The 26,323-nt window shown below is 64.5% G+C and carries 24 protein-coding genes; 14 read left to right on the forward strand and 10 right to left on the reverse strand.

The genetic code is table 11. The features are described from left to right. Nucleotides 1–92 precede the first annotated feature (92 nt). Entirely contained in the window at nucleotides 93–1,604 is a 1,512-nt protein-coding gene (locus tag XH87_RS01880; RefSeq protein ID WP_271585960.1) for an aldehyde dehydrogenase family protein, read from the forward strand. 8 nt (nucleotides 1,605–1,612) lie between these two features. Beyond that, a complete protein-coding gene (locus tag XH87_RS01885; RefSeq protein WP_271585961.1) occupies nucleotides 1,613–2,401 on the forward strand; it encodes a sulfite exporter TauE/SafE family protein in 789 nt (262 codons plus the stop codon). Here the strand turns inward: XH87_RS01885 and XH87_RS01890 are convergent. Continuing rightward, nucleotides 2,367–3,872, reverse strand: a complete 1,506-nt coding sequence (locus tag XH87_RS01890; protein WP_271586569.1) for an aminotransferase-like domain-containing protein — start codon at nucleotides 3,870–3,872, stop codon at nucleotides 2,367–2,369. The genes XH87_RS01885 and XH87_RS01890 overlap by 35 nt on opposite strands. A 338-nt stretch (nucleotides 3,873–4,210) precedes the next feature. On the opposite strand from XH87_RS01890, the gene XH87_RS01895 reads away from it, so the two are divergent. The 8 genes from XH87_RS01895 (at nucleotide 4,211) to XH87_RS01930 (ending at nucleotide 14,421) form a co-directional block, all read left to right on the forward strand. Then, the gene (locus tag XH87_RS01895) at nucleotides 4,211–5,854 is read left to right on the forward strand and encodes an amidohydrolase (RefSeq protein WP_271586570.1); all 1,644 of its coding nucleotides are present in this window, start codon (nucleotides 4,211–4,213) and stop codon (nucleotides 5,852–5,854) included. Beyond that, entirely contained in the window at nucleotides 5,851–6,843 is a 993-nt protein-coding gene (locus XH87_RS01900; RefSeq protein ID WP_271585962.1) for a CobW family GTP-binding protein, read from the forward strand. Before XH87_RS01895 ends, XH87_RS01900 begins: the two co-directional genes overlap by 4 nt. Continuing rightward, on the forward strand, nucleotides 6,840–8,444 hold the full coding sequence (locus tag XH87_RS01905) for an ABC transporter substrate-binding protein (RefSeq protein WP_271585963.1): 1,605 nt from the start codon (nucleotides 6,840–6,842) through the stop codon (nucleotides 8,442–8,444). The genes XH87_RS01900 and XH87_RS01905 overlap by 4 nt, the downstream gene beginning before the upstream one ends. Nucleotides 8,445–8,491: 47 nt before the next feature. Continuing rightward, nucleotides 8,492–9,472 (forward strand): ABC transporter permease, encoded by a 981-nt coding sequence (locus XH87_RS01910; protein ID WP_271585964.1) that lies wholly within the window; start codon nucleotides 8,492–8,494, stop codon nucleotides 9,470–9,472. Nucleotides 9,473–9,561: 89 nt separating this feature from the next. After that, complete coding sequence (locus XH87_RS01915; RefSeq protein WP_271586571.1) at nucleotides 9,562–10,425, forward strand: ABC transporter permease; 864 nt, start codon at nucleotides 9,562–9,564, stop codon at nucleotides 10,423–10,425. Between the two features lie 2 nt (nucleotides 10,426–10,427). Further along, nucleotides 10,428–11,426, forward strand: coding sequence for an ABC transporter ATP-binding protein (locus XH87_RS01920; RefSeq protein ID WP_158670353.1), 999 nt, complete (start codon nucleotides 10,428–10,430; stop codon nucleotides 11,424–11,426). Continuing rightward, on the forward strand, nucleotides 11,423–12,466 hold the full coding sequence (locus XH87_RS01925) for an ABC transporter ATP-binding protein (RefSeq protein ID WP_271585965.1): 1,044 nt from the start codon (nucleotides 11,423–11,425) through the stop codon (nucleotides 12,464–12,466). The genes XH87_RS01920 and XH87_RS01925 overlap by 4 nt, the downstream gene beginning before the upstream one ends. Nucleotides 12,467–12,855: 389 nt before the next feature. Further along, nucleotides 12,856–14,421 (forward strand): glycoside hydrolase family 17 protein, encoded by a 1,566-nt coding sequence (locus XH87_RS01930; RefSeq protein WP_158670369.1) that lies wholly within the window; start codon nucleotides 12,856–12,858, stop codon nucleotides 14,419–14,421. A 79-nt stretch (nucleotides 14,422–14,500) separates the two neighbouring features. Here XH87_RS01930 and XH87_RS01935 read toward each other — a convergent pair whose 3' ends face one another. Then, on the reverse strand, nucleotides 14,501–15,187 hold the full coding sequence (locus tag XH87_RS01935) for a CBS domain-containing protein (protein ID WP_271585966.1): 687 nt from the start codon (nucleotides 15,185–15,187) through the stop codon (nucleotides 14,501–14,503). A gap of 53 nt (nucleotides 15,188–15,240) precedes the next feature. On the opposite strand from XH87_RS01935, the gene XH87_RS01940 reads away from it, so the two are divergent. Together XH87_RS01940 and XH87_RS01945 are read left to right on the forward strand one after the other, a co-directional pair. Beyond that, on the forward strand, nucleotides 15,241–16,161 hold the full coding sequence (locus XH87_RS01940) for a universal stress protein (protein ID WP_271585967.1): 921 nt from the start codon (nucleotides 15,241–15,243) through the stop codon (nucleotides 16,159–16,161). Between the two features lie 127 nt (nucleotides 16,162–16,288). Then, entirely contained in the window at nucleotides 16,289–16,483 is a 195-nt protein-coding gene (locus tag XH87_RS01945; protein WP_158670357.1) for a hypothetical protein, read from the forward strand. Nucleotides 16,484–16,660: 177 nt separating this feature from the next. Here the strand turns inward: XH87_RS01945 and ppsA are convergent, their stop codons facing one another. Continuing rightward, the gene (gene ppsA, locus XH87_RS01950; protein WP_271585968.1) at nucleotides 16,661–19,081 is read right to left on the reverse strand and encodes a phosphoenolpyruvate synthase; all 2,421 of its coding nucleotides are present in this window, start codon (nucleotides 19,079–19,081) and stop codon (nucleotides 16,661–16,663) included. Between the two features lie 122 nt (nucleotides 19,082–19,203). Here ppsA and XH87_RS01955 point away from each other — a divergent pair, with 122 nt between their 5' ends. Beyond that, complete coding sequence (locus XH87_RS01955) at nucleotides 19,204–20,334, forward strand: SbmA/BacA-like family transporter (RefSeq protein ID WP_442868232.1); 1,131 nt, start codon at nucleotides 19,204–19,206, stop codon at nucleotides 20,332–20,334. On the opposite strand, the gene XH87_RS01960 is transcribed toward XH87_RS01955, so the two are convergent. From XH87_RS01960 to XH87_RS01970, 3 genes are all read right to left on the reverse strand, one after another. Further along, complete coding sequence (locus XH87_RS01960; RefSeq protein ID WP_271585970.1) at nucleotides 20,321–21,262, reverse strand: 1-phosphofructokinase family hexose kinase; 942 nt, start codon at nucleotides 21,260–21,262, stop codon at nucleotides 20,321–20,323. The genes XH87_RS01955 and XH87_RS01960 overlap by 14 nt on opposite strands. Nucleotides 21,263–21,266: 4 nt before the next feature. Then, nucleotides 21,267–22,703 (reverse strand): GH1 family beta-glucosidase, encoded by a 1,437-nt coding sequence (locus XH87_RS01965; RefSeq protein ID WP_271585971.1) that lies wholly within the window; start codon nucleotides 22,701–22,703, stop codon nucleotides 21,267–21,269. A gap of 225 nt (nucleotides 22,704–22,928) precedes the next feature. Beyond that, entirely contained in the window at nucleotides 22,929–23,630 is a 702-nt protein-coding gene (locus XH87_RS01970) for a c-type cytochrome (RefSeq protein WP_271585972.1), read from the reverse strand. Nucleotides 23,631–23,767: 137 nt separating this feature from the next. On the opposite strand from XH87_RS01970, the gene XH87_RS01975 reads away from it, so the two are divergent. Continuing rightward, the gene (locus tag XH87_RS01975; RefSeq protein ID WP_271585973.1) at nucleotides 23,768–24,526 is read left to right on the forward strand and encodes a CBS domain-containing protein; all 759 of its coding nucleotides are present in this window, start codon (nucleotides 23,768–23,770) and stop codon (nucleotides 24,524–24,526) included. A 145-nt stretch (nucleotides 24,527–24,671) separates the two neighbouring features. On the opposite strand, the gene XH87_RS01980 is transcribed toward XH87_RS01975, so the two are convergent. From XH87_RS01980 to XH87_RS01995, 4 genes are all read right to left on the reverse strand, one after another. Then, complete coding sequence (locus XH87_RS01980; protein ID WP_271585974.1) at nucleotides 24,672–24,836, reverse strand: hypothetical protein; 165 nt, start codon at nucleotides 24,834–24,836, stop codon at nucleotides 24,672–24,674. 28 nt (nucleotides 24,837–24,864) lie between these two features. After that, nucleotides 24,865–25,065 (reverse strand): hypothetical protein, encoded by a 201-nt coding sequence (locus XH87_RS01985; protein WP_035713034.1) that lies wholly within the window; start codon nucleotides 25,063–25,065, stop codon nucleotides 24,865–24,867. 262 nt (nucleotides 25,066–25,327) lie between these two features. Then, nucleotides 25,328–25,507: a hypothetical protein gene (locus XH87_RS01990; RefSeq protein WP_035713018.1), complete on the reverse strand. Its 180-nt coding sequence runs from the start codon at nucleotides 25,505–25,507 to the stop codon at nucleotides 25,328–25,330. A 23-nt stretch (nucleotides 25,508–25,530) separates the two neighbouring features. After that, nucleotides 25,531–26,253 (reverse strand): CBS domain-containing protein, encoded by a 723-nt coding sequence (locus tag XH87_RS01995; RefSeq protein ID WP_271585975.1) that lies wholly within the window; start codon nucleotides 26,251–26,253, stop codon nucleotides 25,531–25,533. Nucleotides 26,254–26,323 lie beyond the last annotated feature (70 nt).

The following is a 26,323-nucleotide window of genomic DNA, read 5'->3' on the forward strand; positions in this document are numbered from 1 at the left end:
CGGACCAGAAACCGCTGCTTTTGAGGAACTGGCCCAATCGCTGCTCTCGGGCTGGACCTTCGCGATTCCCTCGGAATGCCCAAGGTGGCGCGATGATCGACATAGCCACACGCATCAGTCCCGCCATCGCGCCCGCCATTTCGGAAACGATCTCGCAGCTCCAGAATTGCCATTTGATCGCCAACGCGCTTGTTCCGGCGATTGCCGGCGCCACGCTCGAAGTGATGGAGCCGGCCACGGGGCAGATCATCGGCATCGCCCCCGCGGCTCAAGCGGCCGATGTCGCGCGCGCGGTCGACGCCGCGGCGGCGGCGTTTCCGGGCTGGGCGGCGACGCCGGCGCGCCAGCGCGGCAAGCTGATCGCGGAGGCCGCCCGCCGATTGGCCGAGCGCGCTGAGATCACTGCGACCGTGCTGGCGCTGGAGACCGGCAAAGCGATCCGCACCGAATGCCGCGGTGAGGTCGCCACAGCGATCGACATCGTCACCATGTACGCGGGGTTGGCCACAGAGTTGAAGGGAGAGACGCTGCCGTTCGATCCGCAGCTCTTGACCTACACGAGCCGCGAGCCGCTCGGCGTGGTCGCTGCGATCCTGCCGTGGAACGTGCCACTGGTGCTGATGATGCTGAAGATCGCGCCGGCGCTGGTCGCGGGCAATACGGTCGTGGTGAAGGCGTCGGAAGAGGCGCCTTACGCCACGATCGAAATGGCGCGATGGATGGCCGCGCTGCTGCCCCCCGGCGTGCTCAACGTCATCTGCGGCACCGGGCGCGATTGCGGCGCGGCACTGGTCGAGCATCCTGCCGTCGCCAAGGTGACCTTTACCGGCTCCCAGGCGGTCGGCGAACTGATCTCGCAGACTGCAGCGCGCAAGATCATTCCGGTCAGCCTCGAACTCGGCGGCAAGAGCCCCATGATCGTCTATGGCGATGCAGATCTGTCGCGGGTTGTCCCCGGCGCGATCGCCGGCATGCGCTTTACGCGACAGGGCCAGAGCTGTACGGCGGCGAGCCGGATCTACGTGCACAGCGCGTTGTTCGATCCATTCGTCGCGGCGCTGCGGGAGGCCGTGGCGAAGCTCGTGATCGGCGATCCGCTCGACGAGGCGACCGACATCGGCACGGTGATCTCGCAGCGGCAGAAGGCCAAGATCGAATCCTATCTCGCGCTCGGCGAGCGAACGGCCGGCGCCAAAGTGATGCGTTGCGGCGAGCTGCCGCGCCCTGATTACCTCGCGGACGGGCTTTTTCTGCAGCCGACCATCGTCACCGGCCTTGGTGAGGACAGCCCGCTGATGCGCGAGGAGATTTTTGGGCCCGTCGTCTGCGTGCAGCCGTGGGACGACGAGGACGACGTCATCGCCCGGGCCAATGACAGCGATTTTGGTCTCGCAGCGACAGTGTGGACGCACGATCTGCGCGCGGCCTTGCGCGCCGTGCGGCGGATCGACGCCGGCTATGTCCAGGTCAACCAAAATCTGACGATCCAGCCCAATCTCAGCTATGGCGGCTTCAAGAAGTCCGGTGTCGGCAAGGAAGCCTCCCTCGAAGCCATGCTCGAGCATTTCACCAGGAAGAAGACCGTCGTCATCGACATGAGGTGACCACGGCCATGAACGCGCTGATCGCCGCGGCGCAGGCGAGCTTGTCCGCCAGCCTGCCGCCGGCCACCACCATCGTCGCCACGTTGACTGCAGTGATGATCGCGGCGCTGCTGCGCGGCTTCACCGGCTTCGGTTTCGCCTTGGCCGCGGTGCCGCTGATGGGGCTGTTCTCGACGCCCGCCAAGGCGGTGCCGATCGCGGTGTTGCTTCAGCTGCTCGGCGGCCTCAATGATCTCCGGCGAAACCATCGGGATTGCCATTGGTGGTCGCTGCGCTGGCTGATCGTCGGCGCGGTGGTCGGCTCGCCGTTCGGTGCGATGGCTCTGAGCGTTGCGCCGGCGCCGGTGGCGCGTATCGTCATCGCGCTGATCACCGCGGTTGCGGTCTATGTGCTCGGCCGCGGCTTCACGCTCGACGCGGTGCCGTCGCGGCTGGTCACGACGGGCGTCGGCGCCGTCGCCGGCGTCTTCAACGGGCTTGCGGCGATGCCAGGCCCACCGGCCGTGGTGTATTACATGTCCGGGCCATTCCGCGCGGCGGCGGCGCGGGCCTCGCTTCTGATCTTCTTCCTCGTCACCTCGATCGCCGCCTTCACCAGTATCGTGATGGTCGGGCTTGCGTCGGCAAACGTGGTTTGGCTGTCGCTCCTGGCGCTGCCCGTAATGTTGTTCGGCACCTGGATCGGCGAGTTCGGATTTCGCCGCAGCAGCGGAAGGCTGCACCGCCGAGTCTCCATCGCGAGCCTCGGCGGTGTCGCGCTGCTCAGCGCGCTGAAGGGCTTTGCTGAACTGATGTGAGACCCGCGAGAGTCGAGCAGGGCTGACGGCCGAGATATTTCGCGACTACGCTGCCAAGTTTCTCGATCCCGGCCTCGATGCGATCGGTGCGGATCGAGGAGAAGCCCAGCCGGAAACAATGCCGGCTGACATTCTCGTCCATGGAGAAGACTGCGCCGGGCTCGATCACCACGCCCTCGGCGAGCGCGGCTTGCGCCAGCGGAGTGGTGTCGGTCCCCTCAGGGCAGACGACCCAGTAGTTGGTCGAGCCGGGTCCGCGCGAGAATGTGGAGTCAGGCAGGTGGATCGGCAGCAAACGATCCAGGATCTTGGCGCGTTCCAGCAGCACCCGGCCGACTTGCGTGAGGTGCGAGCGATAATGACCGAGGCCGATGAACAGCGCCGCGACGCGTTGATTGTTCAGCGGCGGGTGACGCAGCATCAGCCGCCGCAGTGCGCGCAATTCGCGGATTACGGGGGCCGGTGCGACGACGTAACCGAGCCGAAGGCCCGGCGCCAGCGTCTTCGACAGGCTGCCGACGTATAGCACGTTGTCGTCGCGGTCGAGGCTCTTCAACGGCGGCAGCGTCGCCGATTCCGGCATCAGCTCGCCCTCATAATCGTCCTCGACCAGCACGACGTCGCCGGCTTTCGCGGCCTGCAGCAGCTCCAGCCGTCGCTGCAGGGACATGACGGAAGCGGTCGGGCACTGATGGCTGGCGGTCACATAGGCCAGCGCGCAGCTCGTGAAGTTTTCGTCCGGCAGCAGACCGTGGACGTCGGAGCGGAGGGCAGCCACGTCCGGAGTCAGCATGCGGAAAATGTTGCGAGCGTCCGGATAGCCAGGCTCCTCGATGCCGACTCTCGTCTGCCCGTTGATGAACAGCGTCGCAATCAGATAGAGCGCATGCTGCGCGCCGATCGTCATCATGATCTCGTCCGAGCGGGCATGGATGCCGCGCCGTGGCAGGACCTGAAGCTGCAATTGCTCGATCAATGCGGGATCATCGCCGTCGATCAGGTCGCGTGCCCAGTTGTTGATCTCGGGCACGCTCAGTGCCGCGCGCGCGCTTTCGCGCCAGTCGTTGGTCGGAAAAAGGCTCGGATCGAACTGGCCGAAGATGAAGGGATAGGGTTGCGCCTGCCAGTCGGCCGGCTTGCTGATGTTGCGGTGCACCGACGGTCGCACTGCGTAGCGTGCCGACCAGTTCTGGTCGTCGCGGCTGACCGCCTCCGATGGCTTCGGTCGGGGGGAGGCGGCCTTCTTGGACAGGCCCGCGACGAAATAACCGCTGCGCTGCCGTGACACCAGGAAGTTCTGGTCGACGAGCTGCTCGTAGGCAATCACGACCGTGTTTCGAGCGACCTTGAGCACTGCGGCAAGATCGCGGCTCGACGGCATCCGCATGCCGAGTGGCAGCCGGCCGTCCTCGATCGCGGCGACGATGATCTGTCGGATCTGCAGTTGGAGGAACGCGCCGCCGCGATCCATCCCGCGGAACAGGGCGCCCCAGAACAACTCGTCGCTGCCCAATGGGGAGGCAGTTCTGGCGTCATTTGCCGCGTTTGCGTGCGGGGAATCGCCGTAAGAATCGAGCTGCCGCAGTTTTCCCAAGACTATCGACCTACAACCGAAGGGACCCCTGACGGGCGCCGGAATCTGAACATGTCGGGTTTACAGCTGATAAGCAAGAACTCTGCCACCGAGCTCCGCGCCGGCCAGATGGTGCTGGCTCCATTCGAGCGGGCCATCTGGCGCTAGTGCGCCCTGGCCGGCCGCTTCACGTTAGCAGTCGCAAACTTCGCCAAAGGTTTGGAGACTTGAGCATCGTGACCACCGGCACCGTCGTCTTCGCCGCCCGCAAGATCATAACGATGAACCCGTCGCGGCCGTTCGCGACGCACGTTGCAGTGCGGGACGGTCGTATCGTTGCCACCGGCACGGCAGAGGAGTTGTGCGTCGGCGAGGTGCAGCTCGACACCAGCTTCGCTGACAAGGTGCTGATGCCCGGGTTCGTCGAAGGCCACAGCCACATCATGGAAGGCCTGATGTGGCTGATGCCTTATGTCGGCGCCTTCGATCGCCGCTCGCCGGAAGGTCGATTGGTCCCGGGAGTCGGTGATATCGACTCCATCGTCGCGCGGCTCAGAGAGGCCGAGGCGGAGCTGCAGGACGATCGCACACCGCTATACGCCTGGGGATTCGATCCGCTGCATATCGGCGGCAAGATGCTGAGCCGCCACGACCTCGACCGGGTCTCGACGAAGCGGCCGGTCATCGTGGTGCACGCCTCGTTCCACATCAACAACGTCAATACACATACGCTCGAGCGCGCCGAACTGCTGCGAGCCACCAGCATCTCCGGCGTCGTAGCCGGCTCCGACGGATTAGCCAGCGGCGAGCTGCAGGGCATCCCGGCGCGGATGCGGCTCTTCCGCGCGCTCGGAAACAATCCGCAGGCCGGCAGCATCACCGAAGCCGACGTCAAGCGCTATGCGGCGTCCGCCTGCGTGCAGGGCGTCACCACGATCACCGACCTGCACAACGACCTGACCGACCAGACTGTTGAGGTGTACCGCGGCGCAACGCGCGCGCCCGACTTCGGTGTGCGCCTGGTTCCGGCGCTGGCATCGGCGTCGCACGCGCCCGAGCAGGCGATCGCCAAGCTCGAGATGCTGCGCGAGCACTGCAACGACAAGCTCCACTACGGCATCGTCAAGCTGGTGGTGGACGGTTCGATTCAGGGTTTTACGGCGCGGTTGCGTTGGCCGGGCTATCACAACGGTGCCGCCAACGGTCTCTGGTACATCGCACCCGAGGAGCTGCCGCGGCTGGTCGACGCCTATCACCGCGCCGGCATCCAGCTTCATATCCACACCAATGGCGACGAGGCTACCGAGCTTGCCCTTGATGCGGTCGAGGCGGCACAGACGGCGATGCCACGGCCGGATCACCGCCACACTCTGCAGCACTGCCAGATGGCCGACGCGGCACTGTTCCGGCGGATGAAGACGCTCGGCGTCTGCGTCAACCTGTTCTCCAATCATATCTACTACTGGGGCGACTCGCATTACGCGCTGACCATGGGTCCCGAGCGCGCCGCGCGGCTCGACGCCGCCGGCACCGCGCAGCGGATCGGTGTGCCGTTCGCAATCCACTCGGACGCGCCGGTGACTCCGTTGGCGCCGCTGTTCACCGCCTGGTGTGCGGTGAACCGGGTGTCCTCCGCCGGCCGCGTGCTCGGCCGCGAAACCGAGGCACTGACCGTCGAGCAGGCACTCGCCGCGGTCACGATCGGCGCAGCCTATACGTTGAAGCTCGATCACCTCGTGGGCAGCATCGAAACCGGAAAATATGCCGATTTCGTCGTGCTGGAAGACGACCCGCTCGCGATCGATCCGCAGCGGCTGAAAGACATCGCCATCTGGGGCACGGTGCTCGGTGGCCTCGCCAGGAAAGCGCCGCGGGCATGAAGCGTTCGTCCGCGACCACTCCTGTCACGGTGATCGGCGGCTTCCTCGGCGCAGGCAAGACCACGTTCGTCAACCATCTGCTGGCGACGGACAGCTCGCGCACTGCGGTTCTGGTCAACGACTTCGGCGAGATCAATGTCGATGTGTCGCTGATCGCAAGCCATGACGGGGACACGATGACGCTGACCAATGGCTGCATCTGCTGCAGCATCGGCACCAGCTTCATCGATACGATGTGCCGGGTGCTCGACGCGCCGCTGCCTTATGAGCGGATCGTCATCGAGGCGAGCGGGGTCGGCGATCCCTGGAAGATCGCCGAGATCGCGCTGGTCGAGCCGACGCTGCGGCTCGACCGGGTGATCGTGCTTGCGGATGCCAGCCGGATCGCTCAGCTCGTCGGCGATGTCCGCGTCGGCAGCACCGTGCGCGGCCAGTTCGACCGCTGCAACGTCGTGTTGTTGAACAAGAGCGATCTGGTCGACCCGGAAGCGCTCGCCGCGGCGCGGGCGGTGCTGCTTCGCCTGCGGCCGGGCCTGCGCATTGTCGAGACCGCGCGCGGCGCGATGCCGACGCTCGCGCAGCTCGAAGCGGGGCCGGTGGCGAGCGCGTTCCACGTCGACACGCAATTGCCGGACGGGAGCGATCACGGGGCGCAGTTCGCGAGCTGGTGCTACCGCCGCAACGGCGCGTTCGATCGCGACGTGCTCGCTGCCGCACTTGCGGACCTGCCGCCGCAGCTCTTGCGCCTCAAGGGATCGTGCCGGCTCGACGGAGAGGGCGGCAGCGCCGTCTTCCAGATGGTCGAGCGGGACTGGTCGATATCGTCAGGCGCGGCCGAAGACGTCGATCGCGCCGCCGACATCGTGCTGGTCGGCGTCGGCACCGCCGACCTGCCGCCTGCGGCGCTGCTCGACGCCATCCTCGACCGCGCGCTCGTCGATGGGCCCGTTCTCTCATGCTCAACCCTCAGCGGAGTCTTGATCCCATGATGTTGTCGAAGCGATCCTTCCTCACCGGAGCTCTCGGCGGAATGGCACTGGCCGGACTGCCGTTCGAGACGTGGGCTCAGTCCGCAGGCGGCGGTGGTGGCACGCTCGTGATCGGTAGCAGCCAGGTGCCGCGTCACTTCAATGGCGCAGTGCAGTCCGGTATCGCCACCGCGTTGCCGAGCTCGCAAATTTTCGCGTCGCCGCTGCGGTTTGACGATAACTGGAATCCTCAGCCTTATCTGGCGAAATCCTGGGAGATCGCCGCGGACGGGTTGTCGGTCACGCTCAAGCTGGTCGACGACGCCGTGTTCCATGACGGCAAGCCGGTGACGTCCGACGACGTCGCGTTCTCCGTGATGGCAATCAAGGAGAACCACCCATTCAAGACCATGCTGGCCGCGGTCGACAAGGTCGAAACGCCGGATCCGAAGATCGCGGTGATCAAGCTCGCGCATCCGCATCCGGCGCTGCTGCTCGCGATGTCGCCGGCCTTGATGCCGATTCTGCCCAAGCACATCTATGGCGATGGACAGGACATCAAGACCCATCCGGCCAACCTCAAGCCGATCGGTTCGGGCCCCTACAAGTTCACCGAATACAAGCAGGGCGACTATTATACGCTCGAAAAATTCGACAAGTTCTTCATCCCGGGCCGGCCGAAGCTCGACAAGATCGTGGTGCGACTGATCTCGGATCCAAACGCGCTCCTGGTCTCGACCGAGCGCGGCGAGATTCATGCCGCTCCGTTTATCGCCGGCGTGCGTGACATCGAGCGTCTCGAAAAGTCGCAGAACCTCGTGGTCACCGACAAGGGCTTCACAGGAATCGGCGCGCTGAACTGGCTCGCCTTCAACACCAGGAAGAAGCCGCTCGACGACGTTCGGGTGCGCAAGGCGATCGCCTATGCCGCCAACCGCGATTTCATCGTCAAGAAGCTGATGGGCGGCAAGGCGAAACCCGCGACCGGCCCGATCGCGCCTGGCTCGCCGCTCGACGAGGCCAATGTCGAGCAGTACAAGCTCGACCTGGAGAAGGCCAAGAAGTTGCTCGATGAAGCCGGGCTGAAGCCCGGCGCCGACGGCATGCGCGTCACGCTGACGATCGACTACATTCCCGGCGCCGACGAGCAGCAGCGCAACGTCGCCGAGTATCTGCGCTCCGCGCTCAAGCGCGTCGGTCTCAATCTCGAGGTCCGTGCCGCGCCCGACTTCCCGACCTGGGCGCAGCGGGTGTCGAACTACGATTTCGACATGACCATGGACAACGTCTACAACTGGGGCGACCCGGTGATCGGCGTCGACCGCACCTACCTGTCCTCGAACATCCGCAAGGGCATCATCTGGTCGAACACCCAGCAATATTCGAACCCGAAGGTCGACGACATCCTCGCCAAAGCCGCGGTGGAGACCGCACCGGACAAGCGCAAGGCGCTGTATTCCGAATTCCAGAAGATCGTCGTCGAGGACGTGCCGATCTACTTCATCAACGCGACGCCCTATTACAACGCGTTCGCCAAGGGACTCGGCGGCCTGCCCACCACGATCTGGGGCGTCGCCTCGCCGCTCGACGAACTCTACTGGGCGACCCCGCCCAAGATCTGATCTCGATGACCTGGTCCCAACGCCAAGGACGATAAGACACGACGCCGATGACCCTGCTCACTCATTTGTTCGGAAGACTCGCCAACGCCGCCATGCTGCTGCTTGCCGTGCTGGTGCTGAACTTCTGCCTGATCCATGCTGCGCCGGGCGATCCGGTGCAGGTGATCGCTGGCGAGATGGGCGGGGCGTCGGCGGAGGTGATCGCGGCGCTGCGCGCCAAATACGGTCTTGATCACAGCGCGCTCGAGCAGCTTTTCACCTATCTGCACAACGTCCTGCTGGGTGATTTTGGCTATTCCTATTATTTCAACCAACCGGTGCTCGGCCTGATCGCGCAACGATTGCCGGCGACCTTGTATCTGGCGTTCGCTTCCGTCATGGTGGCGGTGGTGGTCGGGACGCTGCTCGGCGTTGTCAGCGCGCGACGGCCGAACGGCCTGCTCAGCCACGCCGTCACCGTGCTGTCGCTCGCCGGCTACGCGGCGCCGATCTTCTGGACCGGCCTGTTGCTGCTGCTCTTGTTCGGATCGGTGTGGCCGATCCTGCCGGTCAGCGGCATGGCCGACGTCGTCCATCCCAGGACCGGCCTGGCCTACGGGCTCGACGTGCTGGAGCATCTGATTCTGCCGGCTGCGACCCTGGCGCTTGTGTTCGTCGCGCAATATTCGCGGCTGGCGCGCGTCAACATGATCGACGTGCTGTCGTCCGACTATGTCCGCACCGCGCGCGCCAAGGGTCTTCCGGAAAGCGTCGTGATATTCAAGCACGCGCTGCGTAACGCGCTGATCCCGATCGTGACCGTGATGGGCCTGCAGTTCGGCAATCTGTTCGCTGGCGCGGTGCTGGTCGAGACGGTCTATAGCTGGCCCGGCATGGGCAGGCTGGTATTCGATTCGATCCTGCGCCGCGACTATCCGACCCTGATGGCGGTTCTGTTCTTCTCCGCGGTGATCGTGATTGCCGCCAACATCGCCACCGATCTCGTCTACCGGCTGATCGATCCGCGCATTCGCGGAGGTTCACGATGAGCACGGTGGAGCAAACCCTGATCGTGCCCCGGACCGAAGCATCCAACGTCAAAACCGCCGCAAATGCCGCCGCCCCAGGGACGACGACGATGCAGGTGCAACCGGTTGCCCGAGCGCTGTCGCCGGCGCGCGCGGCGTTGCGCCAGTTCCTGCGCAGCCCCTCCGGCGTCGCAGGCGCGATCTTGCTTCTGGCGCTGATCCTCGCCACGATCTTCGGGCCGATGCTCTACCCGATCGATCCGCTCGAGATCGTCGGTCTGCCGTTCTCGCCGCCGGACGCCGACGCGCTGCTCGGCACCGACTATCTTGGCCGCGACGTGCTGGCCGGCCTGATCCATGGCGGCCGCGCGACAATGACTGTCGGCGCGGTCGCGGCGCTGATCACGATCGTCATCGGCGTCAGTGTCGGAGCGCTCAGCGGCTTCTTCGGCGGCTGGATCGATTCGCTGCTGGTCAAGATCTCGGAGTTCTTCCAGGTGCTGCCGCCGCTTCTGTTCGCGATGGTCCTTGTAACGCTGTTCGGCCCCAGGCTGACGACCATCACCATCGCTATCGGCGTGGTGAGTTGGACCTCTGCGGCGCGGCTGACGCGCGCAGAGTTCATGCGACTGCGCGACCTCGATTTCATCAAGGCCTCGCGCGCTGCTGGCGCCGGCAATTGGCACCTGATCATGCGCGTGGTGCTGCCGAATGCGCTGCCGCCGATCATTGTATCGGCGACGCTGGCGATCGGCGTGGCCATCCTGTTCGAGGGCGGCCTGAGCTTTCTCGGCCTCGGCGATCCCAACACCATGAGCTGGGGCCTGATGATCGGCCAGAACCGCAACTACGTGCTCGACGCCTGGTGGGCGGTGACGTTCCCCGGCGCCGCAATCTTTCTCGCGGTGCTGGCGGTGAGCCTGGTCGGCGACGGCATCAACGACGCGGTCAATCCGCGGCTGAGACGGAGGTAATGATGACACCGGTGCTTTCAGTCGAAGACCTCAGCGTCGGCATGACGGGTCGCGACGGCAAGCTCGTCCCGGTGCTGGAGAACCTGTCGTTCACTGTCGACAAGGGCCGCACCATCGCGCTGGTCGGCGAGTCCGGCTGCGGCAAGAGCATGACCGCGCTGGCGATCATGCGGCTGTTGCCCGAGGGGTTCGTCGTGACCTCCGGCCGGATTCTGCTCGAGGGCGAGAACGTCCTGACGGCGCGTAACCGGCGCATGCGGGCGCTTCGCGGCAACGCGGTCTCGATGGTGTTCCAGGAGCCCATGACCGCGCTCAATCCACTCTACACCGTCGGCGACCAGATCGCGGAGGCGCTGTACCATCATCGCAACCTCAGCCGCGGGGATGCCGCCGAACAGGCCGTCCAATTCCTCAAGGCGGTCCAGATCCCGGCTGCCGAGCAGCGCGCAAAGGCCTATCCGCACCAGATGTCGGGCGGCATGCGCCAGCGGGTGATGATCGCGATGGCGATCGCCTGCAAGCCGAAGCTGCTGATCGCCGACGAGCCGACGACCGCGCTGGACGTCACTGTTCAGGCGCAGATCTTCGATCTGCTGGCGAAGCTGCAGGATGAGACTGAAACGGCGATCGTGCTGATCACCCACGATCTCGGCGCAGTTGCCGAGCTTGCCGACGATATCGCGGTGCTCTACGCCGGCCGCTGCATCGAGACCGGACCGGCGCAAGGGGTCGCGGCCTCGCCGCGCCATCCCTATACCCGCGGGCTGCTCGCTTGCGTGCCGCATCTGGCCGTCGGCCGGCCGAAGCCGCCCGCCTGGATCGATCTCGGCGAAATCCCCGGCATGGTGCCCGCGCTCGGAAGCCGCGGCCCGGACTGCGCATTCTTGACGCGCTGCGCCAGCGCATCGGAGGTGTGCCGGTCGCGGCCGCAGCCGCCGCTCGGGACGATCGATGTGGGACACGCAGTGTCGTGCTGGCGTGCCCGGGAGATCGCGGCATGAACCTTCACATGGCCACAGATCAAGCCGACGGCAATCCTTATCTGCTCGACGTCAATGACCTCGTGGTGCATTTCCGCACCGGGCGCGATCGGCCGTGGGCGAAGCGGTCGGTGGTCCACGCCGTCGACGGCGTCAGCTTCCGCGTCAGGCGCGGCACCAGCTTCGGCATCGTCGGCGAAAGCGGTTCGGGCAAATCGACGACCGCGCAGGCGATCATGCGGCTGGTGCCGGCGACCTCCGGCCAGGTCGTGTTTCGCGGCGAGAACATCATGCCGCTGACGGGCGAGCCGCTGCGGCAGGTGCGCAAGCACCTGCAGATCGTGTTCCAGGATCCTTTCTCCGCGCTCGATCCGCGCCGCCGTGCCGGCGACCAGATCCGCGAACCGCTGGAGCTGCTCGATATCGGCACCCGCAGCGAGCGCGATGAACGGGTGCGGTGCCTGCTCGCCGAGGTCGGCCTGCGACCGGAAGCCGCCGAGCTGTTCCCGCATCAGTTCTCCGGAGGCCAGCGCCAGCGGTTGTGTATCGCGCGCGCACTGGCGCCGGAGCCGGAGCTGATCGTTTGCGACGAGGCGGTGTCGGCGCTCGACGTCGCAATCCAGGCGCAGATTCTCAACCTGCTGAAGAAGCTGCAGCGCGAACGCGGGCTGACCTACATTTTCATTTCGCACGATCTCGGCGTCATTCAGCAGTTTTGCGACGAGATCGCAGTGATGTATCTCGGCAAGATCGCCGAGCAGGCGCCGGCCTCCACGCTGTTCACGGCGCCGCGCCATCCCTACACTTGGTCGCTCGTTTCGGCCGCAGTGCCGCCCGGCTCGCTGCGCGACGAATTGAAGGCGAGATATCTGGTCAAGGGCGAACCGCCATCGCCGGTCGACCCACCCCCGGGCTGCCGCTTCGCCGAACGGTGTCCGTTTGCGGTCGATCGCTGCCGGCGAGAGCTGCCGCATCTGGACGCGACCGGGCCGGAGCATTTCGTGGCCTGCCATCGCAAGGAAGAGCTCGGTATTCCAGATCTCACGCCAGAGGCGGCTTAGGCTGCGACACGCTCGACGAACCGCGGGCGCATGGTCTTCCGCCTGGAGGATTCCGACGCTCTCCGCATATTAACCCGAATCAACCGGCTTGTGGAAACGGGAGCGATCCTATAATCGTCGGGAGCGACCGTCGAACAAGTTCAATTGCATGATCCTCCTGCTTTCCATGCAGTCGCGATCGCAGGCGCGCGCCTGAAGCAGGGCGACGCGTCCGCGACATCGCGGCAAGTGAAAAGCCGCATCTCACGTGTGATCAGTTGGTCCTTCCTCGGAAAGCAAGCTGGTTCTCCAGGCCGTCGCTCTCGCCAGGCGAGGAAGACAGTCACGTCGCGTCTGCCGGAACACCCGTCGATGCCCTCCGCGTTTCGCTCGCGCTCTTCCTGATATCGCTGGGCGCCATCGCCGTCGTGTGGTGGTGGCTGGGGATTCCAGTCCATCTGGTGCGCGCACCCATCGATCCAAAGGACAAGGTCCAGTGCATCTCATACGCTCCATTCCGCAACCATCAGACGTCGCTTTCGCCTGCGACGCAGGTATCGCGTGAGCAGATCGCGGAGGATCTCGCCCAACTGGCGGAGATAACCGACTGCATCCGGACCTATGCGAACGATCTTGGTCTCGACCAGATCCCCGAACTTGCGGCCAGAGCGGGGCTGAAGGTCATCCAGGGCATTTTCCTCGACAAGGACAAGCAGAAGAACCAAACGCAGATTTCGACGGCGATACGCCTCGCCAGGGAATATCCCGAGACCGTGATCGCGCTTGTGGTCGGCAACGAGACGCTGCTGCGCAAGGACATAACCGTATCCGATCTCGCCGACACGATCCGCTCGGTGAAGGCGCAGGTCAGTGTGCCCGTGACCTATGCCGACGTCTGGGAATTCTGGCTGAGCAATCGTGAGCTCTACGATGTCGTCGATTTCGTCACGATTCATATCCTGCCCTATTGGGAGAACGTGCCAATCCCGGCTGAATCCGCTGTTGCGCATGCCGACGCAATACGCCGGCAGGTCGCGGCGGCTTTTCCGGGCAAGGAAATCCTGATCGGAGAAATCGGCTGGCCGAGCCAGGGACGGATGCGGGAATCGGCGTTGCCGTCCCCTGTCAATCAGGCCCGGGTGGTCTCGGAGGTCCTCGACCTCGCCCGACGCGAGCATTTTCGCGTCAACCTGTTCGAGGCCTATGATGAATCCTGGAAGCGGGAGATCGAGGGCACGGTCGGCGGATCATGGGGCCTGTTCGGAGGCGAGCAGCGCGTGCTCAAATATCCTCCCGGCGTCCCCGTCAGCAACTTTCCGCTCTGGAAGCTGCAGATGTGCAGTGGAATTGCGCTGGCGACGCTGGTCTTCGGCGCGGCGTGGTTGACCTCGCGTCGTAAGCCCGGGCGCGCTGGGCTGGCTTCATGGTTTGGGGTCGCAATATCGGCGATGACAGCCGGGATCCTGCTTGGCGTGGCCGCCCAGAAAGTGTTCTTTGAAAGTATCGGAGTCGGTGGCTGGCTGATGTGGAGCTCTCTTCTGGCGGCCGCAACAGTTTCGCCGGTCCTTGCCGCCAACGCCCTGATGTCGGGGCGCCCACCGCCCAGTTTTCAGGAGTTGCTCGGCCCGGAAGGCTACCGGACGGAATCGATGCTCGTGACCATGCACGGACTGACCTTGATCGTAGTGGTCGTGATCGGTACGGCCACCGCACTCGGGCTTGTGTTCGACCCGCGCTTCATCGACTTTCCTTTTGCGGCTCTCACCATGGCAGCCCTGCCCTTCGCGGCCACGGCGCTGCTCAATCCGCCCGGGAAGGGAAGCCGTCCTGTGGCGGAGCCGCTGTTTGCGGGCGTGTTTGTCGGAGCGGCGATCTATGTGGGGTTCAACGAGGGGCCGGCGAACTGGCAGGCGATGTGGACTTGCGCCGCCTATCTCGTGCTTGCCGCGACGCTGTGGCGGGCGCGTGCCTCTTGATCGGCGCCGCCCGCGCAATTCCGCCAGCAGTCGCCAACGTGTTGCGAGCTCGTTGCAGGCCTCCTCGATCCGGTTCGCGTCAGTAGACGAAGGCCGGAGTCTCGAGCAGGTGGTCGTTCACCAGCACGACGCCCGGAATGGCTTCTGCCGCGACGCGGATGGCTGTGCGTTCGGCCGCGGACGGCGCGAAGCCCCATAGGTCGATCACACCGTTCTGGACGGTCGCGTTCAGGTTGAACGTGTGTGCCCAGGGCTGCTTCTTGACCTCATCGAGGAACCTCTTTCTGATGGCTGAATCGGGAAGCGAGATCTCCAGCTTCGGCTTGGCGCTCGCGACGGCCTGCAGCAGATTGGCACGGCTGACGATCCCGACGAGCTGACCCTGCTTGTTGACGATCGGCACACGCTTGATCTGACGCTCCTCGAGCAGCATGGCGATGTCGCTCAGCGGCGTCTCGGGAGTGGCAGTCACGACCTCGCGGGTCATGATGTCCTTGATTTTGACGGCATGCGACTTGACGTAGTCAGTCGCCATTTGCGCTTCGCCGGTCAAGAAGCGAAGCCACCAGGCGTAGGGGCGCTCGGTGCCGGATTCGGTTCGATGCATCAGGTCGCCTTCGGTTACGATCCCGAGAATGTTGTTGTCGGCATCGACCACCGGCACCGCGCTGATGTGGCGCTCGAGCAGGATCCTGGCGACCTGGCGAACGGTTGCATTCGCGCCGACGGTCACCACCGGGGCGATCATCACGTCCTGTGCTTGCATGACAGACCTCCGTGTTGCGTTCAGACATCTTCCCGCCTTTCGTGCCAACCGGATTGATCGGGATCAAGGAGCGGCTCGATCGCTTGATTTGCGTCAACGGGACGATCGGGAAACGCGAGATAAGGGGACCATTCGAGCAATGGAGCAACGACATGTCTCTTGCCAGCGTCATGGTCTACGTCGATTCCGGGCAGCAGGACGAAGGGCAGATTGCCGTCGCCGAGACCGTCGCGAACGGCTTTGGAGCCGCCTTGCTCGGCGTCTCGGCCGTTGCAATAGACCCTCCGTTCGTCGCCGAAGGCGTGATCATCGAACAGACGACTGAGGAGGATCTCGAACGCATACGCGCAACGCTGTCGGACAAGGAGGCGTGGTTCAGGCGCATCGTTCGCCTGCCGAGCGAAAAAGTGGAATGGCGCTGGACGATCGGCTTCCCGACCGAGTTCCTGGTCGAGCAGTCGAGGGCGGCGGATCTTGTCTTGGTGAGGCGCAGTCAGCTGAAGGCCAATCACTCCCACCACCTCGATGCGGCGGGAGCCATGTTGCGGCTGGGCCGTCCGCTGCTCTCGGTGCCGGACGGCGTCACCCGACTATCGGGCGATCGGATCGTGGTCGGCTGGAAGGACGCCCGGGAGGCGCGCTTGGCCGTTCGGGACGCACTGCCATTTCTGACCCGGGCTTCGCAGGTCACGATCGCCGAAATCTGCACGTCGAGCGAACAGGATGCGGCGCGAGACCGGGTGCGGGACGTGTCCAGATATCTTCAGCGTCACGGCGTGAGCTGCCAGCACGAGGTGCGCGTGCATACGGCGGAGCCGGATGCGGGCTACCTCGTTCGGCTGGCCGCCGACGTCGGCGCCGACCTCATCGTGACCGGGGGGTATGGACACAGCCGGTTGGGCGAATGGGTCTTCGGCGGCATGACGCAGAGCCTTCTGCAGCATGCTCCGGTCTGTCTGTTGATGTCGCATTAGGGCGTTTTCGAGCGAAGTGGATACCGGTTCGCGTCAAGAGAACGCGTCAAAACTGGAGTCCAGAGCCCCGTTCCGATTCCATCGGAGCGGAAAAGGCTCTGACGTCGGCCTCGCAGGAGAGTGTGCAATGGACAAGGATGGTCAAGCGGCGAAGAAGAGCGCGGCGGAGCGAAAGGCGGCGGTGCCCGCACCTGATCGCGACGCGCCGGTCGACGCACCGGTGCTGGAGACCAGGCCGGCCGACCGCGCGATCAAGGATGCTCTCGAGGACGACGAGGTGCGCGAGGCGCTCGGCCTGTATCGCCGGGACAAGCGCCCCTAAAGCGCGACGAGATTTGGATGAATCATCATCGCGCTTTAGGTTGTTGTTTACGCATGATCTTTCCGGAAAAGTGCGCAGCGGCTTCCCTCGCGACAAACGCGGAACGCGTTTGCGCGGAGATCATGCTTGAACAACAAGCTGGAGCGCGATGACGATTGATCCTGATCGCATCGCGCTTTAGCTCGCAGCCCGCCGGCTGCCACTGCTCTCGCGCTCCGCGGCGCGGACGATCTCGATGGTCCGCAACACGCTCGACGGATTCACGCTGATCGAGTCGATCCCGAGCTCAGCCAGAAACTTCGCGATCTCCGGATAATTCGCCGGCGCTTCACCACAGATGCCGACGTGGCGTCGGTTGCGCTTGGCGCCCAGCACGGCCATCGACAGCATCTGCAGCATGCCGGGATCGCGTTCGTCGAAGTCGAAGGCGACGATCTCCGAGTCCCGGTCGACGCCGAGCGTCAGCTGGGTGAGATCATTGGAGCCGATGGAGAAGCCGTCGAACAATTGCGCGAACTGGTCGATCAGGATGACGTTGTTCGGTATTTCGCACATCATGAAGATCTCCAGGCCGCTCTCGCCTCGCTTGAGGCCATGAGTTGCCATGGCTGCAATGACCTTGCGGGCTTCCTCGACGCGCCGGCAGAACGGAATCATGATCTTGAGATTGGTGAGCCCCATCGCCTCGCGCACCCGTTTCATTGCAGCGCATTCCAAGGCAAAACCCTGCGCATAGGCGGGGTGCGCGTAGCGCGCGGCGCCCCGAAAGCCGAGCATCGGGTTCTCCTCGCGAGGTTCGAAATCGGCGCCGCCGACGAGGTTCGCATATTCATTCGTCTTGAAGTCGGAGAGGCGCACGATCACCGGCCGGGGATAGAACGCGGCGGCGATGGTGCCGACACCTTCCGAGAGCCGTTCGACAAAGAACTCGGACGGCTGCTTGTGGCGTGCGGTCAGCAGCTTGATCTTCCGCCGGTCCCGCGCTGAAGTCACCTTGTCGGGACAGGCCAGCGCCATCGGATGGACACCGATATGCTGGTTGATGATGAATTCCATACGGGCAAGGCCGACGCCATCGCTCGGCAGGGATGCAGTCTTGAATGCAACTTCGGGATTGCCGAGGTTCACCATGATTTCGGTGCGCGGCTTCTGGACACTTTCGGTCGCTGTCCGTTCGACCTCGTACGGCAGCGTTCCCTCGAAGACGTGACCGATATCACCTTCGGCGCAGGACACCGTCACGGCCGTACCCGCCTTGGCTCTCTTGCTGAAACCGCCTGTTCCGACCACCGCGGGCACTCCGAGCTCGCGTGCGATGATGGCGGCATGGCAGGTCCGGCCGCCATGATCGGTCACGATCGCGGCGGCGAGCTTCATGACGGGCTCCCAGTCCGGGCGCGTCGCCGTCGCGACAAGCACCTCGCCCGCACGGAATTTCCGGAGATCGCGGTCGTTCCTGATCAATCGGATGCGTCCTGCCGCAATCTTTTCCCCGACGGCGCGGCCTTCGGCCAGCGCCGTCCCGGGCGCTTTCAGGACATAGCTCTCGAGCGCCTCCGGCTTCCGGCGGGAGGCGACCGTCTCGGGCCGGGCCTGGATGATGTAGAGCGAATCGTCCCTGCCGTCCTTGGCCCATTCCACGTCCATCGGGGTGGGCCTGCCCGATTTTTGCGAGTAATGCCTCTCGACGAGCAGCGCGCATTCGGCAAGCGTCAAGACTTCGCTGTCATTGATGCAGAATTGCTGACGCGCGTTCGCCGGTGTTGCCACGTTCCGGGTTGTATTGTGACCGCGGCCGTAGACCATCCGCTTTGCCTTGGATCCCAGGCGGCGCGACAGAACCGCCCGGAAGCCGGCGTTGAAGGTCGGCTTGTGAACGTAGAATTCGTCGGGGTCGACGACGCCCTGCACGATGTTTTCGCCGAGCCCGTAGACGCCGGTCACGAACACGACATCGCGAAATCCGGTCTCGGTATCGAGCGTGAAGGTGACGCCGCTTGCCGCGAGGTCCGAGCGGACCATCTTCATGACCGCAACGGACAGCGCGACCTTGAAGTGGTCGAATCCATTGTCGATCCGGTAGGAAATCGCACGATCCGTGAACAGCGAAGCAAAGCAGCGGCGGCAGGCCTCCATCAGCCCGTCCGCGCCCCGGATGTTGAGAAAGCTGTCGTGCTGGCCGGCAAAGCTTGCGGTCGGAAGGTCCTCGGCCGTGGCCGAGCTGCGGACCGCAACCGCGACGTTGCGTCCGTATTCCTGCTCCAGCTGCCGATACGCCTGTGTGACCTGCCGTCGCAGATCCTCCCGGTCGGTCGCCGCGTAAACGATCGCGCGCGCCGCGGCGGCGCGGCGGGCAAGATCGGCGATCCGCCGCTTGTCGATGCCGGCTAGAAGGGGGCGGAGCCTGTCCCACGCGCCAGCTTCGGTCAGGGCGTCCCGATAGGCGGCCGCGGTCAGCGCAAAGCCGTTCGGAACCTTGACGCCCTCCGGCGTCAGTGCCGAATACAGTTCGCCCAGGGATGCGGTCTTGCCTCCGACCAGCGGAACGTCGGCGAGCCGTATGTCCCTGAACCAGCGAATGTAGCTCGGTGCGTCCATCGCGCATTCTCCCGCGCTGCAAAATGGGCCTCAACGCCGACGATTTTCCAGCATCTCCGCACCGTCGGTTTGCGAAAGATCAAGTGCGCAGCACATACCCGCTTTAGCTGTGAACATTGATGATGACCGAACCAGACCAGAACGGCTCTTCGCGAGAGAGATCGCGATTCTGGCAGAGCGCCTCCGGCTTCTGGCGGGGAGCACCGGCTTGGCGCGTATGGGTACTATGCGTGGTACTGGTGATCGTCGTCGTCCTCCAGCTCTACGTGCAGTTTCGCTTCAACTACTGGAATCGCGACTTCTTCGATGCGCTTGAGAGCCGCGATCCTGCGCGGCTGAAAGGGCAGGCGTTCCTGCTCGTCCCATTGTGCGTCGGGAGCATCGCACTTGCCGTCACGTCGGTCTGGGGCCGCATGACCGTGCAAAGACGATGGCGGGAATGGCTGACCGGCAAAGTGATCAACTATTGGGTCGAGAATGACCGTTATGCGCGCCTCGCGTTCGTGCAGAGCGAGCGGCAGATTCCCGAATACCGGATCGCCGAGGACGTCAGGATCGCAACGGACGCGCCGATCGACCTCGCGCTCGGGCTGGTTTCCGCGCTGCTGAGCGCGGTCATCTTCATTCAGGTCCTCTGGACGGTCGGTGGCGACATTGCGCTGCCAGTGGGAAGTCATTCCGTCCGGATTCCGGGCTACCTCGTCGTCGGTGTGGCGCTCTACTCCGGCATCGTGACCACCGCGATGATGACGGTCGGGGCGCCGCTGACCCGGCTGGTTCAGATCAAGAACCAGGCGGAGGCGGAGTTGATCACGGCGGCACACCAGCTCCGCGACATCGGGGAGGGCATCGCGCCAAAGGGACAACAGCCGGAAGCCTGCCGTGACCTTCGCAAGGCTCTCAGAACCACCATAGACCAGTGGCGGCGCCTGTGCTGGCAATTGATGCGGACGACGATCGTGTCGCATGGCAACTCGCTTCTGGCGCCGATCATCGGGCTGGTGCTGTGCGCGCCGAAGTTTCTCTCCGGGGCCATGACACTGGGTGAGCTTACACAAGCCGCGGCGGCTTTCACGCTGGTGCAGGCCTCGTTCAACTGGGTCGTCGACAATTATGGACGCATTGCCGATTGGATGTCGTCGCTGGAACGGGTCGGCGGTCTCCTGCTGTCGCTCGACCGCCTCAACCGGGACACGCCGCCGGGGCAGGTGGAGGCCCCGACGCTTCCGACCGGATCGGTCAAATTGCCGTAGAGAGAATGACCTGTTCGGCGAGACGTTTGACGTCGTCGGGCCGGCAGAGTTCTGTGCCGGGATTGAGCAGGGCCGCGGCGCCGGCGGCGACCGCCTGTCGAAAGCAGCGTTCGAGGCTGGCTCCAGATGCCAGCCCGTGGACCAGCGCGCCGAGAAAACTGTCACCTGCTCCGACGGCGCCGACGGGCGCAATCGCGAGTGGTTCGGCGCGCCACACGCGGTCGCTCGTCACCAGCGCGGCGCCGAGGTGTCCCATCGTCAGGGCGACCATCGCTGCCTTGCCGCTGCGCACCAGCGTTCTGGCAGCAGCTTCCCATTCGGCGGGATCAGACGACTCGCGACCGACCAGCTCGCGCATCTCCCGCAGGTTCGGCTTGACCAGTTCGACCCCTTCCGTCACCGCAGCAACAAGGGCCTGACCGGAGGTATCGAGGATCATCCTGGCGCCGCGCTGCTTGGTGATCCTTGCGACCCTTGCGTAGAAGTCGTCGGGTACCCCGGCCGGCAGGCTGCCGCTGGCAACCACGAAGCCGGGAAACGGCTGCAGCGCCGACAGCAGGGCAAGGCACCTCTGCCATTCGTCCTCGGCAAGAGGCGGCCCTGGCAAGATGAAGCGATAGGGCTGGCCCGTGCCGATCTCGCGGACGAAGAAGTCTTGCCGGGTCTCGCCCGCGATCGGAAAGGTCAGGCTTTCGACGCCCTCCTTGTCCAGCAATTGACGCAGCAGGTCTCCCGTGAGGCCGCCCACCGGATAGAGCGCGGTGGCATCGCCGCCGAGGCGCTTGACCACGCGCGCAACGTTGATGCCTCCCCCGCCGGGGTCACGGCGCTGCCCGATGCCGCGCAGCTTGGCGACGGGAACGATCCTGTCCACCGATGTCGACACGTCGACCGCCGGATTGGGCGTGATCGTGAGGATCTCGGTCATCGGCTCAGCCGGAGACCGTGGGGACGGCCATCGCGCCGGGCGTTTCCGTCACGTTGTCGGGCCCCGCACGCTCTGCGGCAGTCTGCGGTCTTCGCGCCGTCCGAACGAGATCGGAATACCAGTGCGCCGACGCCTTCGGGGTTCGCCTCTGCGAGGCGAAATCGACGTGGACGAGACCGAAGCGTTGCGAATAACCCGATGCCCACTCGAAATTGTCGAGCAGCGACCAGACGAAATAGCCCCTGACGTCGGCTCCGGCCCGGATCGCCTCCTGCATTGCCCTTGTATAGGCGTCGAGATAGGCAATCCGTGCGGTGTCCTGAACACGGCCGCTATCGTCCGGCTTGTCGTCGGCGGCGGTTCCGTTCTCCAGCACGTAGATCGGCAACCGGAAGCGCCGGTGGATGTCCAGCAGCGTATCGCGGAACGCGTCGGGAATGATGGGCCAGCCGATGGTGGTGCGGCGTACGCCATCCGGCGGTGCACCGAAGCCGGCGCCGATCGGATTGCTGTCGGCCCTGATGTAGTGCGGCGAATAGTGGTTGAGCCCGAACCAGTCGACCGGCCTCGCGATCTGCGCCATGTCACCGGGCTTGACATAAGGCTCGATGGCCTCGGCAAGCTCCCGGGGATAGTGGGCAAAGTGCTGCGGATACGGGAATGCGTCGTTCCAGTACGGCGCAAAGCGCTGCGTCGCCGCAACATCCTCCTCCCGCGTGGTGGCGGGATAACAGGGCTGGCGGTTGTGAATGGCGCCGAGCGATGCATTCGTCACCGATTGGCGGAGCACGTCGATGGCACGGCCGTGACTGAGGTTGACGTGGTGAATGGCTCGGTGCAGAGCGGCCTTGTCGGCAATGCCGGGCGCGTTCCAGCCGAGACCATATCCGAACAGCGTGAATACGCACGGCTCGTTGAAGGTGGCGAACCGCTGGACCCGGTCGCCAAGGCGTCGGGCCGCCAGCGCGGCATAATCGGCGAACCATCCCGCGATGTCCCGGTTCTGCCAGCCGCCGAGATCCTGCAGCGCCTGCGGCAGATCCCAGTGATAGAGACAGATCCAGGGTTCTATGCCGGCAGCCAGAAGTGCATCGACGAGCCTGTCGTAGAAATCGAGGCCCGCCTCGTTCGCAGCCCCGCGACCGCGAGGCAGGATGCGCGGCCACGAGATCGAGAAGCGGTAGGCGCCGACGCCGATATCGCGCATCAGCGCGATATCTTCACGGTAGCGGTGATAATGGTCGCAGGCGGTGTCGCCGGTATCGCCGTTCTTGATGCGGCCCTGCTGCCGGCAGTAGCTGTCCCATATGCTGTCGCGGCGCCCATCCACATGGGAAGCACCCTCGATCTGGAAGCTCGAGGTCGAGACGCCCCACAGAAATGGCTTTGCCGTCGGCACGCGCGTTTGAGGTGAGGGAGCGGCTCCGTCTGTCGTCGTCATGTGCCTGCCTTGCGATGGCGCAGTTTCGGATTTCGTTCGGTCCACAATGCTGCTCTTTTCCGATCACCGCTTGACGGAGATCAACTGCCAGGCAAGCAACGGGCAGGTGGAGCGGGGCGGGCTCTAGAGCGTTTTCGAGCGAAGTGGACACCGGTTCGCGTCAAGAAAACGCGTCAGAACACGAGTCTAGAGCCCCGTTCCGATTCCATCGGAACGGAAAAGGCTCTAGCGCGGCGGGTCGGCTCTCAACGTTTCGAGGTACGCCACGATCTCGTCGATCTGATACTCCGCGAGCCGCGGGTTCGGCATGGCCTGGTCGCGTCCGAGCCTGCGGTGGCCCGATGTCAGGAGTTGCCTGATGTCATCGGAGGAGAACGAGGGACGATTGATGATCTCCGCGAAGCTCGGCGCCGGGGGGCGGGACACCGGCGATTCCTTGGCGGCATCCTCCACGACATGGCATGTTCCGCAGGACCCATGGGCCAGCGCCCGGCCTTCGGTGACCTGATCGACGAACAATTGGTTGGTGACAGGCGGACGAACCGGCACCTGGATCGTGATCGAGGCGAAGCCGCTGGCCCGATGGCAGCTGTTGCATTCGTTCGTCAGGGCCGAATAGGCTTTGGTAAACGCAGGCACGTTCTTCTGCTGGATCGCCTCGCGTACGGCTTGCAGCTGATGCTTGGCAGGACCGATCCGCAATGGGTCGGGCAGGAGCTTGCCCGCCGCTTCGAGATTGGCCTCGATCCGTTGGATTTCGTAGCTCGCGAGGCTCCAGTTGCTGAGCTTCCCCGCAAACCAGAGCTTGGCATGCTGGAGCTGAAGCCGGGTCATGAGATCGGAGAGCGCGGCGGAGGCGTCGACCGACGTCGTTTCCGCCGGCGCTCCGGCGCTCAGCGCAGCGACCGCCGCAAGGATCGTAGCCATGAACAATGCCTGCAGGCGCATGCCCGATATCCGGATTTGATGGAAGCATGGCACTCGACCGCGGCCGGGCGGTTGATCTCGATCAAGACCCGATCCGGGGCGGCGGCTACCTGTGAGCTCTCTCTGGAGTTGAAGACATGCGCGCGCACCAGATCATGTCCCGGCGGGTGATTGCCATTCGGCCGGAGGCCTCGATCGCCGATGCCATCAGGGCCATGCTCGGTCACCACATCAGCGGACTGCCGGTCACGGATACGGCGGGGAAGCTGGTCGGCATCATTTGTGAGAGCGACTTTCTCAGGCGGGCCGAGCTCGAAACGGAGCACACGCGCAACCGGCTGCTGACCGTCCTGCTCGGAGCAGACCGAGTCGCCCGCGAATTCGTCAAGGAGCATGGGCGCAAGGTCGAGCAGGTGATGACGCGTGATCCGGCGACGACCAGCGAGGATGCTCCCCTCGAGGAGATTGCCGACCTGATGGAGCGCCGAAACCTGAACCACGTCCCGGTGATGCGCAATGACCGCGTTGTCGGCATCATCACCCGGTCCGACTTCCTGTCCGCGGTCGCCGGCCCGCTGACCGGCGCACCCGGCTATTCGGAAGACGACAATCAGATCCGCCGTTCGGTCCTGGCGGCGATGACTGGAAAGCCTTGGCAGCCGGTCGGCTTGAACGTGAGCGTCAGGGACGGCGTCGTGACGCTGCGCGGCGTCGTCAAGGGCGACAACGCCCGCCGGGCGGCTATCGTGGCTTGTGAGAACGCTTCAGGCGTTCGCGGCGTCGACGACCGCCTGTGCCTTCAATCGACCGGTCCCGATCCGGAGGACGATTACGGCGGCGGTGACTTCGTCTCGCTGCAGGCAGAACCATCTACGCTGGATGACGAGCCGTTGTAACGCTCGTCCGTGACGACACGCGACAAGTGGCCGCGCGGATCGACCTAAAGCGCGATGCCAATAGGATGAATCTTCATCGCGCTTTAGGTTGTTGTTTAAGCATGATTTTTTCGGAAAACCGCTGCGCACTTTTCCGACTCATGCTCTAGTCTTCCGCCGCTGGACGCGTGAGATCGGGATTCGCAGTCCGGCCGGATGTCGAACGGAGCGGTTGCTTGGCAGGTCTGACGGTCGACGAAAAATGGAGCGCGAGCTCGAGAATGCCGTACATCGCAAATAGCATCAGCGCCTTGATTGCTTCGTTGGTCATCTGAATATCCTCCAACAGCCGATCTCGACTAGCGTTGGGCCATTTCGGTCAGTGCGTGCATTGGACGTGCCTGGTAAACGGCCAGAGTCTTCGCTTTCTGCAAGCTCAATTCCGGCTGGGCCAGATGCACGGTCAGCGTTGTCGCCATGATGGCCATGCCGGCGAGCAATCCGGCGATGACGACCTTCAGATGTGTTGCCCTGTCCGCAGTGTAAATCGAGTGGTTCATATGCAGGCCCCTTGCTGGTGCGTGCTGACAAACCCTTACTAGCGGATAAGTCGTCCGGCCGAAATTTGGGAGCTTCACCTAGGGTGATGCCCGTAGCCGCACGGAACAGAGAGTGGCATTTGCATTCCTGGAGTATCGGCCCACCGCCTTTGCCTTTGCTGTGCCGGCCAACGCCATCGGGCGGCTTCGCGCATCGGTTCGGCAGGAGTGGGCGAGCCAGTAGCGGCGATTTCGGGGACCGGGCACCGTGTCGCGTCGGCAGCTAGCGCGGCGCCTGACGGTCCCGCCCGGTATAGGCGGCAATCAGCCAGACCAGGGCAGTCACGATCAACATGGTCACGATGGTCTGGATCAAGCCGAAGTTCAGCGCGTCGCGTGCCACGAACAGCGCCGTGATCGGCGCTGCTATGGCGAAGAGAATCCGAACGAACCATCCGAGCATGGTGGCCTCGATCCGCGGGGAGTTCAGCCTGCGGCCTTCATGTCTTCGGGCGATTCCACATAGAACCCGGTATAGGTATCGACGAAGCAGAGATGGTCGTGAACTTCCTTGACGCCGGCGGTGTTCTCGGCGGCGACGATTGCGGCCTGACGGGCCTCGTCGGTGGTGACAAGGCCGTGCAGATGCACCGCGCCCTTGCGGACATTCACCTCAAAACCGATCGGACGCCAGTCGGTGCCATTGACCGCGCGCGTGATGCGCTCGCGAATGTGCTCGTCATCGGCGGTCGGATCCGGAATTTCGTGCACGAGGCTCGCTACGGCTTGCAGTACATTCGTCCTCGTGACGATCCCCACGGGCGCCTTGCCCCGCATCACCGGGACGCGCTTGATGTCGTTCTTCTCCATCAGGTCGACCACCTCGGCCAGATCTGCGTCTTCCTGCACCGAGACGACCTGCTTCGTCATCACATCGGCGACCTTGCGGCCGCGTTCGTGGACGAACTCGGCGGCCGCGCGTCCTGGTCCCATGAAGAACTTCAACCAGGCGGCGTGCCTGCGGCCGGTGCTGATTTCGCCACGGCGGAGGAAGTCGCTCTCCGAGACCACGCCGACGAGATTGCCGGCATCGTCGATGACGGGCAGGCCGCTGATGTGCATTCGGAGCATGATCTTGGCCGCCTCCTCGATCGTCGTGTGCGGCGTTACGGCAACGATGTCTTTCGTCATGATATGATGCGCGCGCATGTTCTGTCCTCGAATTCGCTGGCAGGTGGTGAGGCGAGGCTGCGGCCGCCCGCAGCCTCGCGTCGAGGGC

The organism is Bradyrhizobium sp. CCBAU 53415, from assembly GCF_028128735.1.
Taxonomy (GTDB): domain Bacteria; phylum Pseudomonadota; class Alphaproteobacteria; order Rhizobiales; family Xanthobacteraceae; genus Bradyrhizobium.

Coding starts and splice junctions, on each gene's coding strand:
- XH87_RS01925 (WP_271585965.1), top strand. CDS start 11,423: ATGAACCTTCACATGGCCACAGATCAAGCCGACGGCAATCCTTATCTG.
- XH87_RS01995 (WP_271585975.1), bottom strand. CDS start 26,253: ATGCGCGCGCATCATATCATGACGAAAGACATCGTTGCCGTAACGCCG.
- XH87_RS01965 (WP_271585971.1), bottom strand. CDS start 22,703: ATGACGACGACAGACGGAGCCGCTCCCTCACCTCAAACGCGCGTGCCG.
- XH87_RS01990 (WP_035713018.1), bottom strand. CDS start 25,507: ATGCTCGGATGGTTCGTTCGGATTCTCTTCGCCATAGCAGCGCCGATC.
- XH87_RS01910 (WP_271585964.1), top strand. CDS start 8,492: ATGACCCTGCTCACTCATTTGTTCGGAAGACTCGCCAACGCCGCCATG.
- ppsA (WP_271585968.1), bottom strand. CDS start 19,081: ATGGACGCACCGAGCTACATTCGCTGGTTCAGGGACATACGGCTCGCC.
- XH87_RS01900 (WP_271585962.1), top strand. CDS start 5,851: ATGAAGCGTTCGTCCGCGACCACTCCTGTCACGGTGATCGGCGGCTTC.
- XH87_RS01880 (WP_271585960.1), top strand. CDS start 93: ATGATCGACATAGCCACACGCATCAGTCCCGCCATCGCGCCCGCCATT.
- XH87_RS01945 (WP_158670357.1), top strand. CDS start 16,289: ATGGACAAGGATGGTCAAGCGGCGAAGAAGAGCGCGGCGGAGCGAAAG.
- XH87_RS01905 (WP_271585963.1), top strand. CDS start 6,840: ATGATGTTGTCGAAGCGATCCTTCCTCACCGGAGCTCTCGGCGGAATG.
- XH87_RS01970 (WP_271585972.1), bottom strand. CDS start 23,630: ATGGCTACGATCCTTGCGGCGGTCGCTGCGCTGAGCGCCGGAGCGCCG.
- XH87_RS01935 (WP_271585966.1), bottom strand. CDS start 15,187: ATGCAAGCACAGGACGTGATGATCGCCCCGGTGGTGACCGTCGGCGCG.
- XH87_RS01985 (WP_035713034.1), bottom strand. CDS start 25,065: ATGAACCACTCGATTTACACTGCGGACAGGGCAACACATCTGAAGGTC.
- XH87_RS01920 (WP_158670353.1), top strand. CDS start 10,428: ATGACACCGGTGCTTTCAGTCGAAGACCTCAGCGTCGGCATGACGGGT.
- XH87_RS01980 (WP_271585974.1), bottom strand. CDS start 24,836: ATGACCAACGAAGCAATCAAGGCGCTGATGCTATTTGCGATGTACGGC.
- XH87_RS01955 (WP_442868232.1), top strand. CDS start 19,204: ATGACCGAACCAGACCAGAACGGCTCTTCGCGAGAGAGATCGCGATTC.
- XH87_RS01960 (WP_271585970.1), bottom strand. CDS start 21,262: ATGACCGAGATCCTCACGATCACGCCCAATCCGGCGGTCGACGTGTCG.
- XH87_RS01890 (WP_271586569.1), bottom strand. CDS start 3,872: ATGGATCGCGGCGGCGCGTTCCTCCAACTGCAGATCCGACAGATCATC.
- XH87_RS01975 (WP_271585973.1), top strand. CDS start 23,768: ATGCGCGCGCACCAGATCATGTCCCGGCGGGTGATTGCCATTCGGCCG.
- XH87_RS01915 (WP_271586571.1), top strand. CDS start 9,562: ATGCAGGTGCAACCGGTTGCCCGAGCGCTGTCGCCGGCGCGCGCGGCG.
- XH87_RS01885 (WP_271585961.1), top strand. CDS start 1,613: ATGAACGCGCTGATCGCCGCGGCGCAGGCGAGCTTGTCCGCCAGCCTG.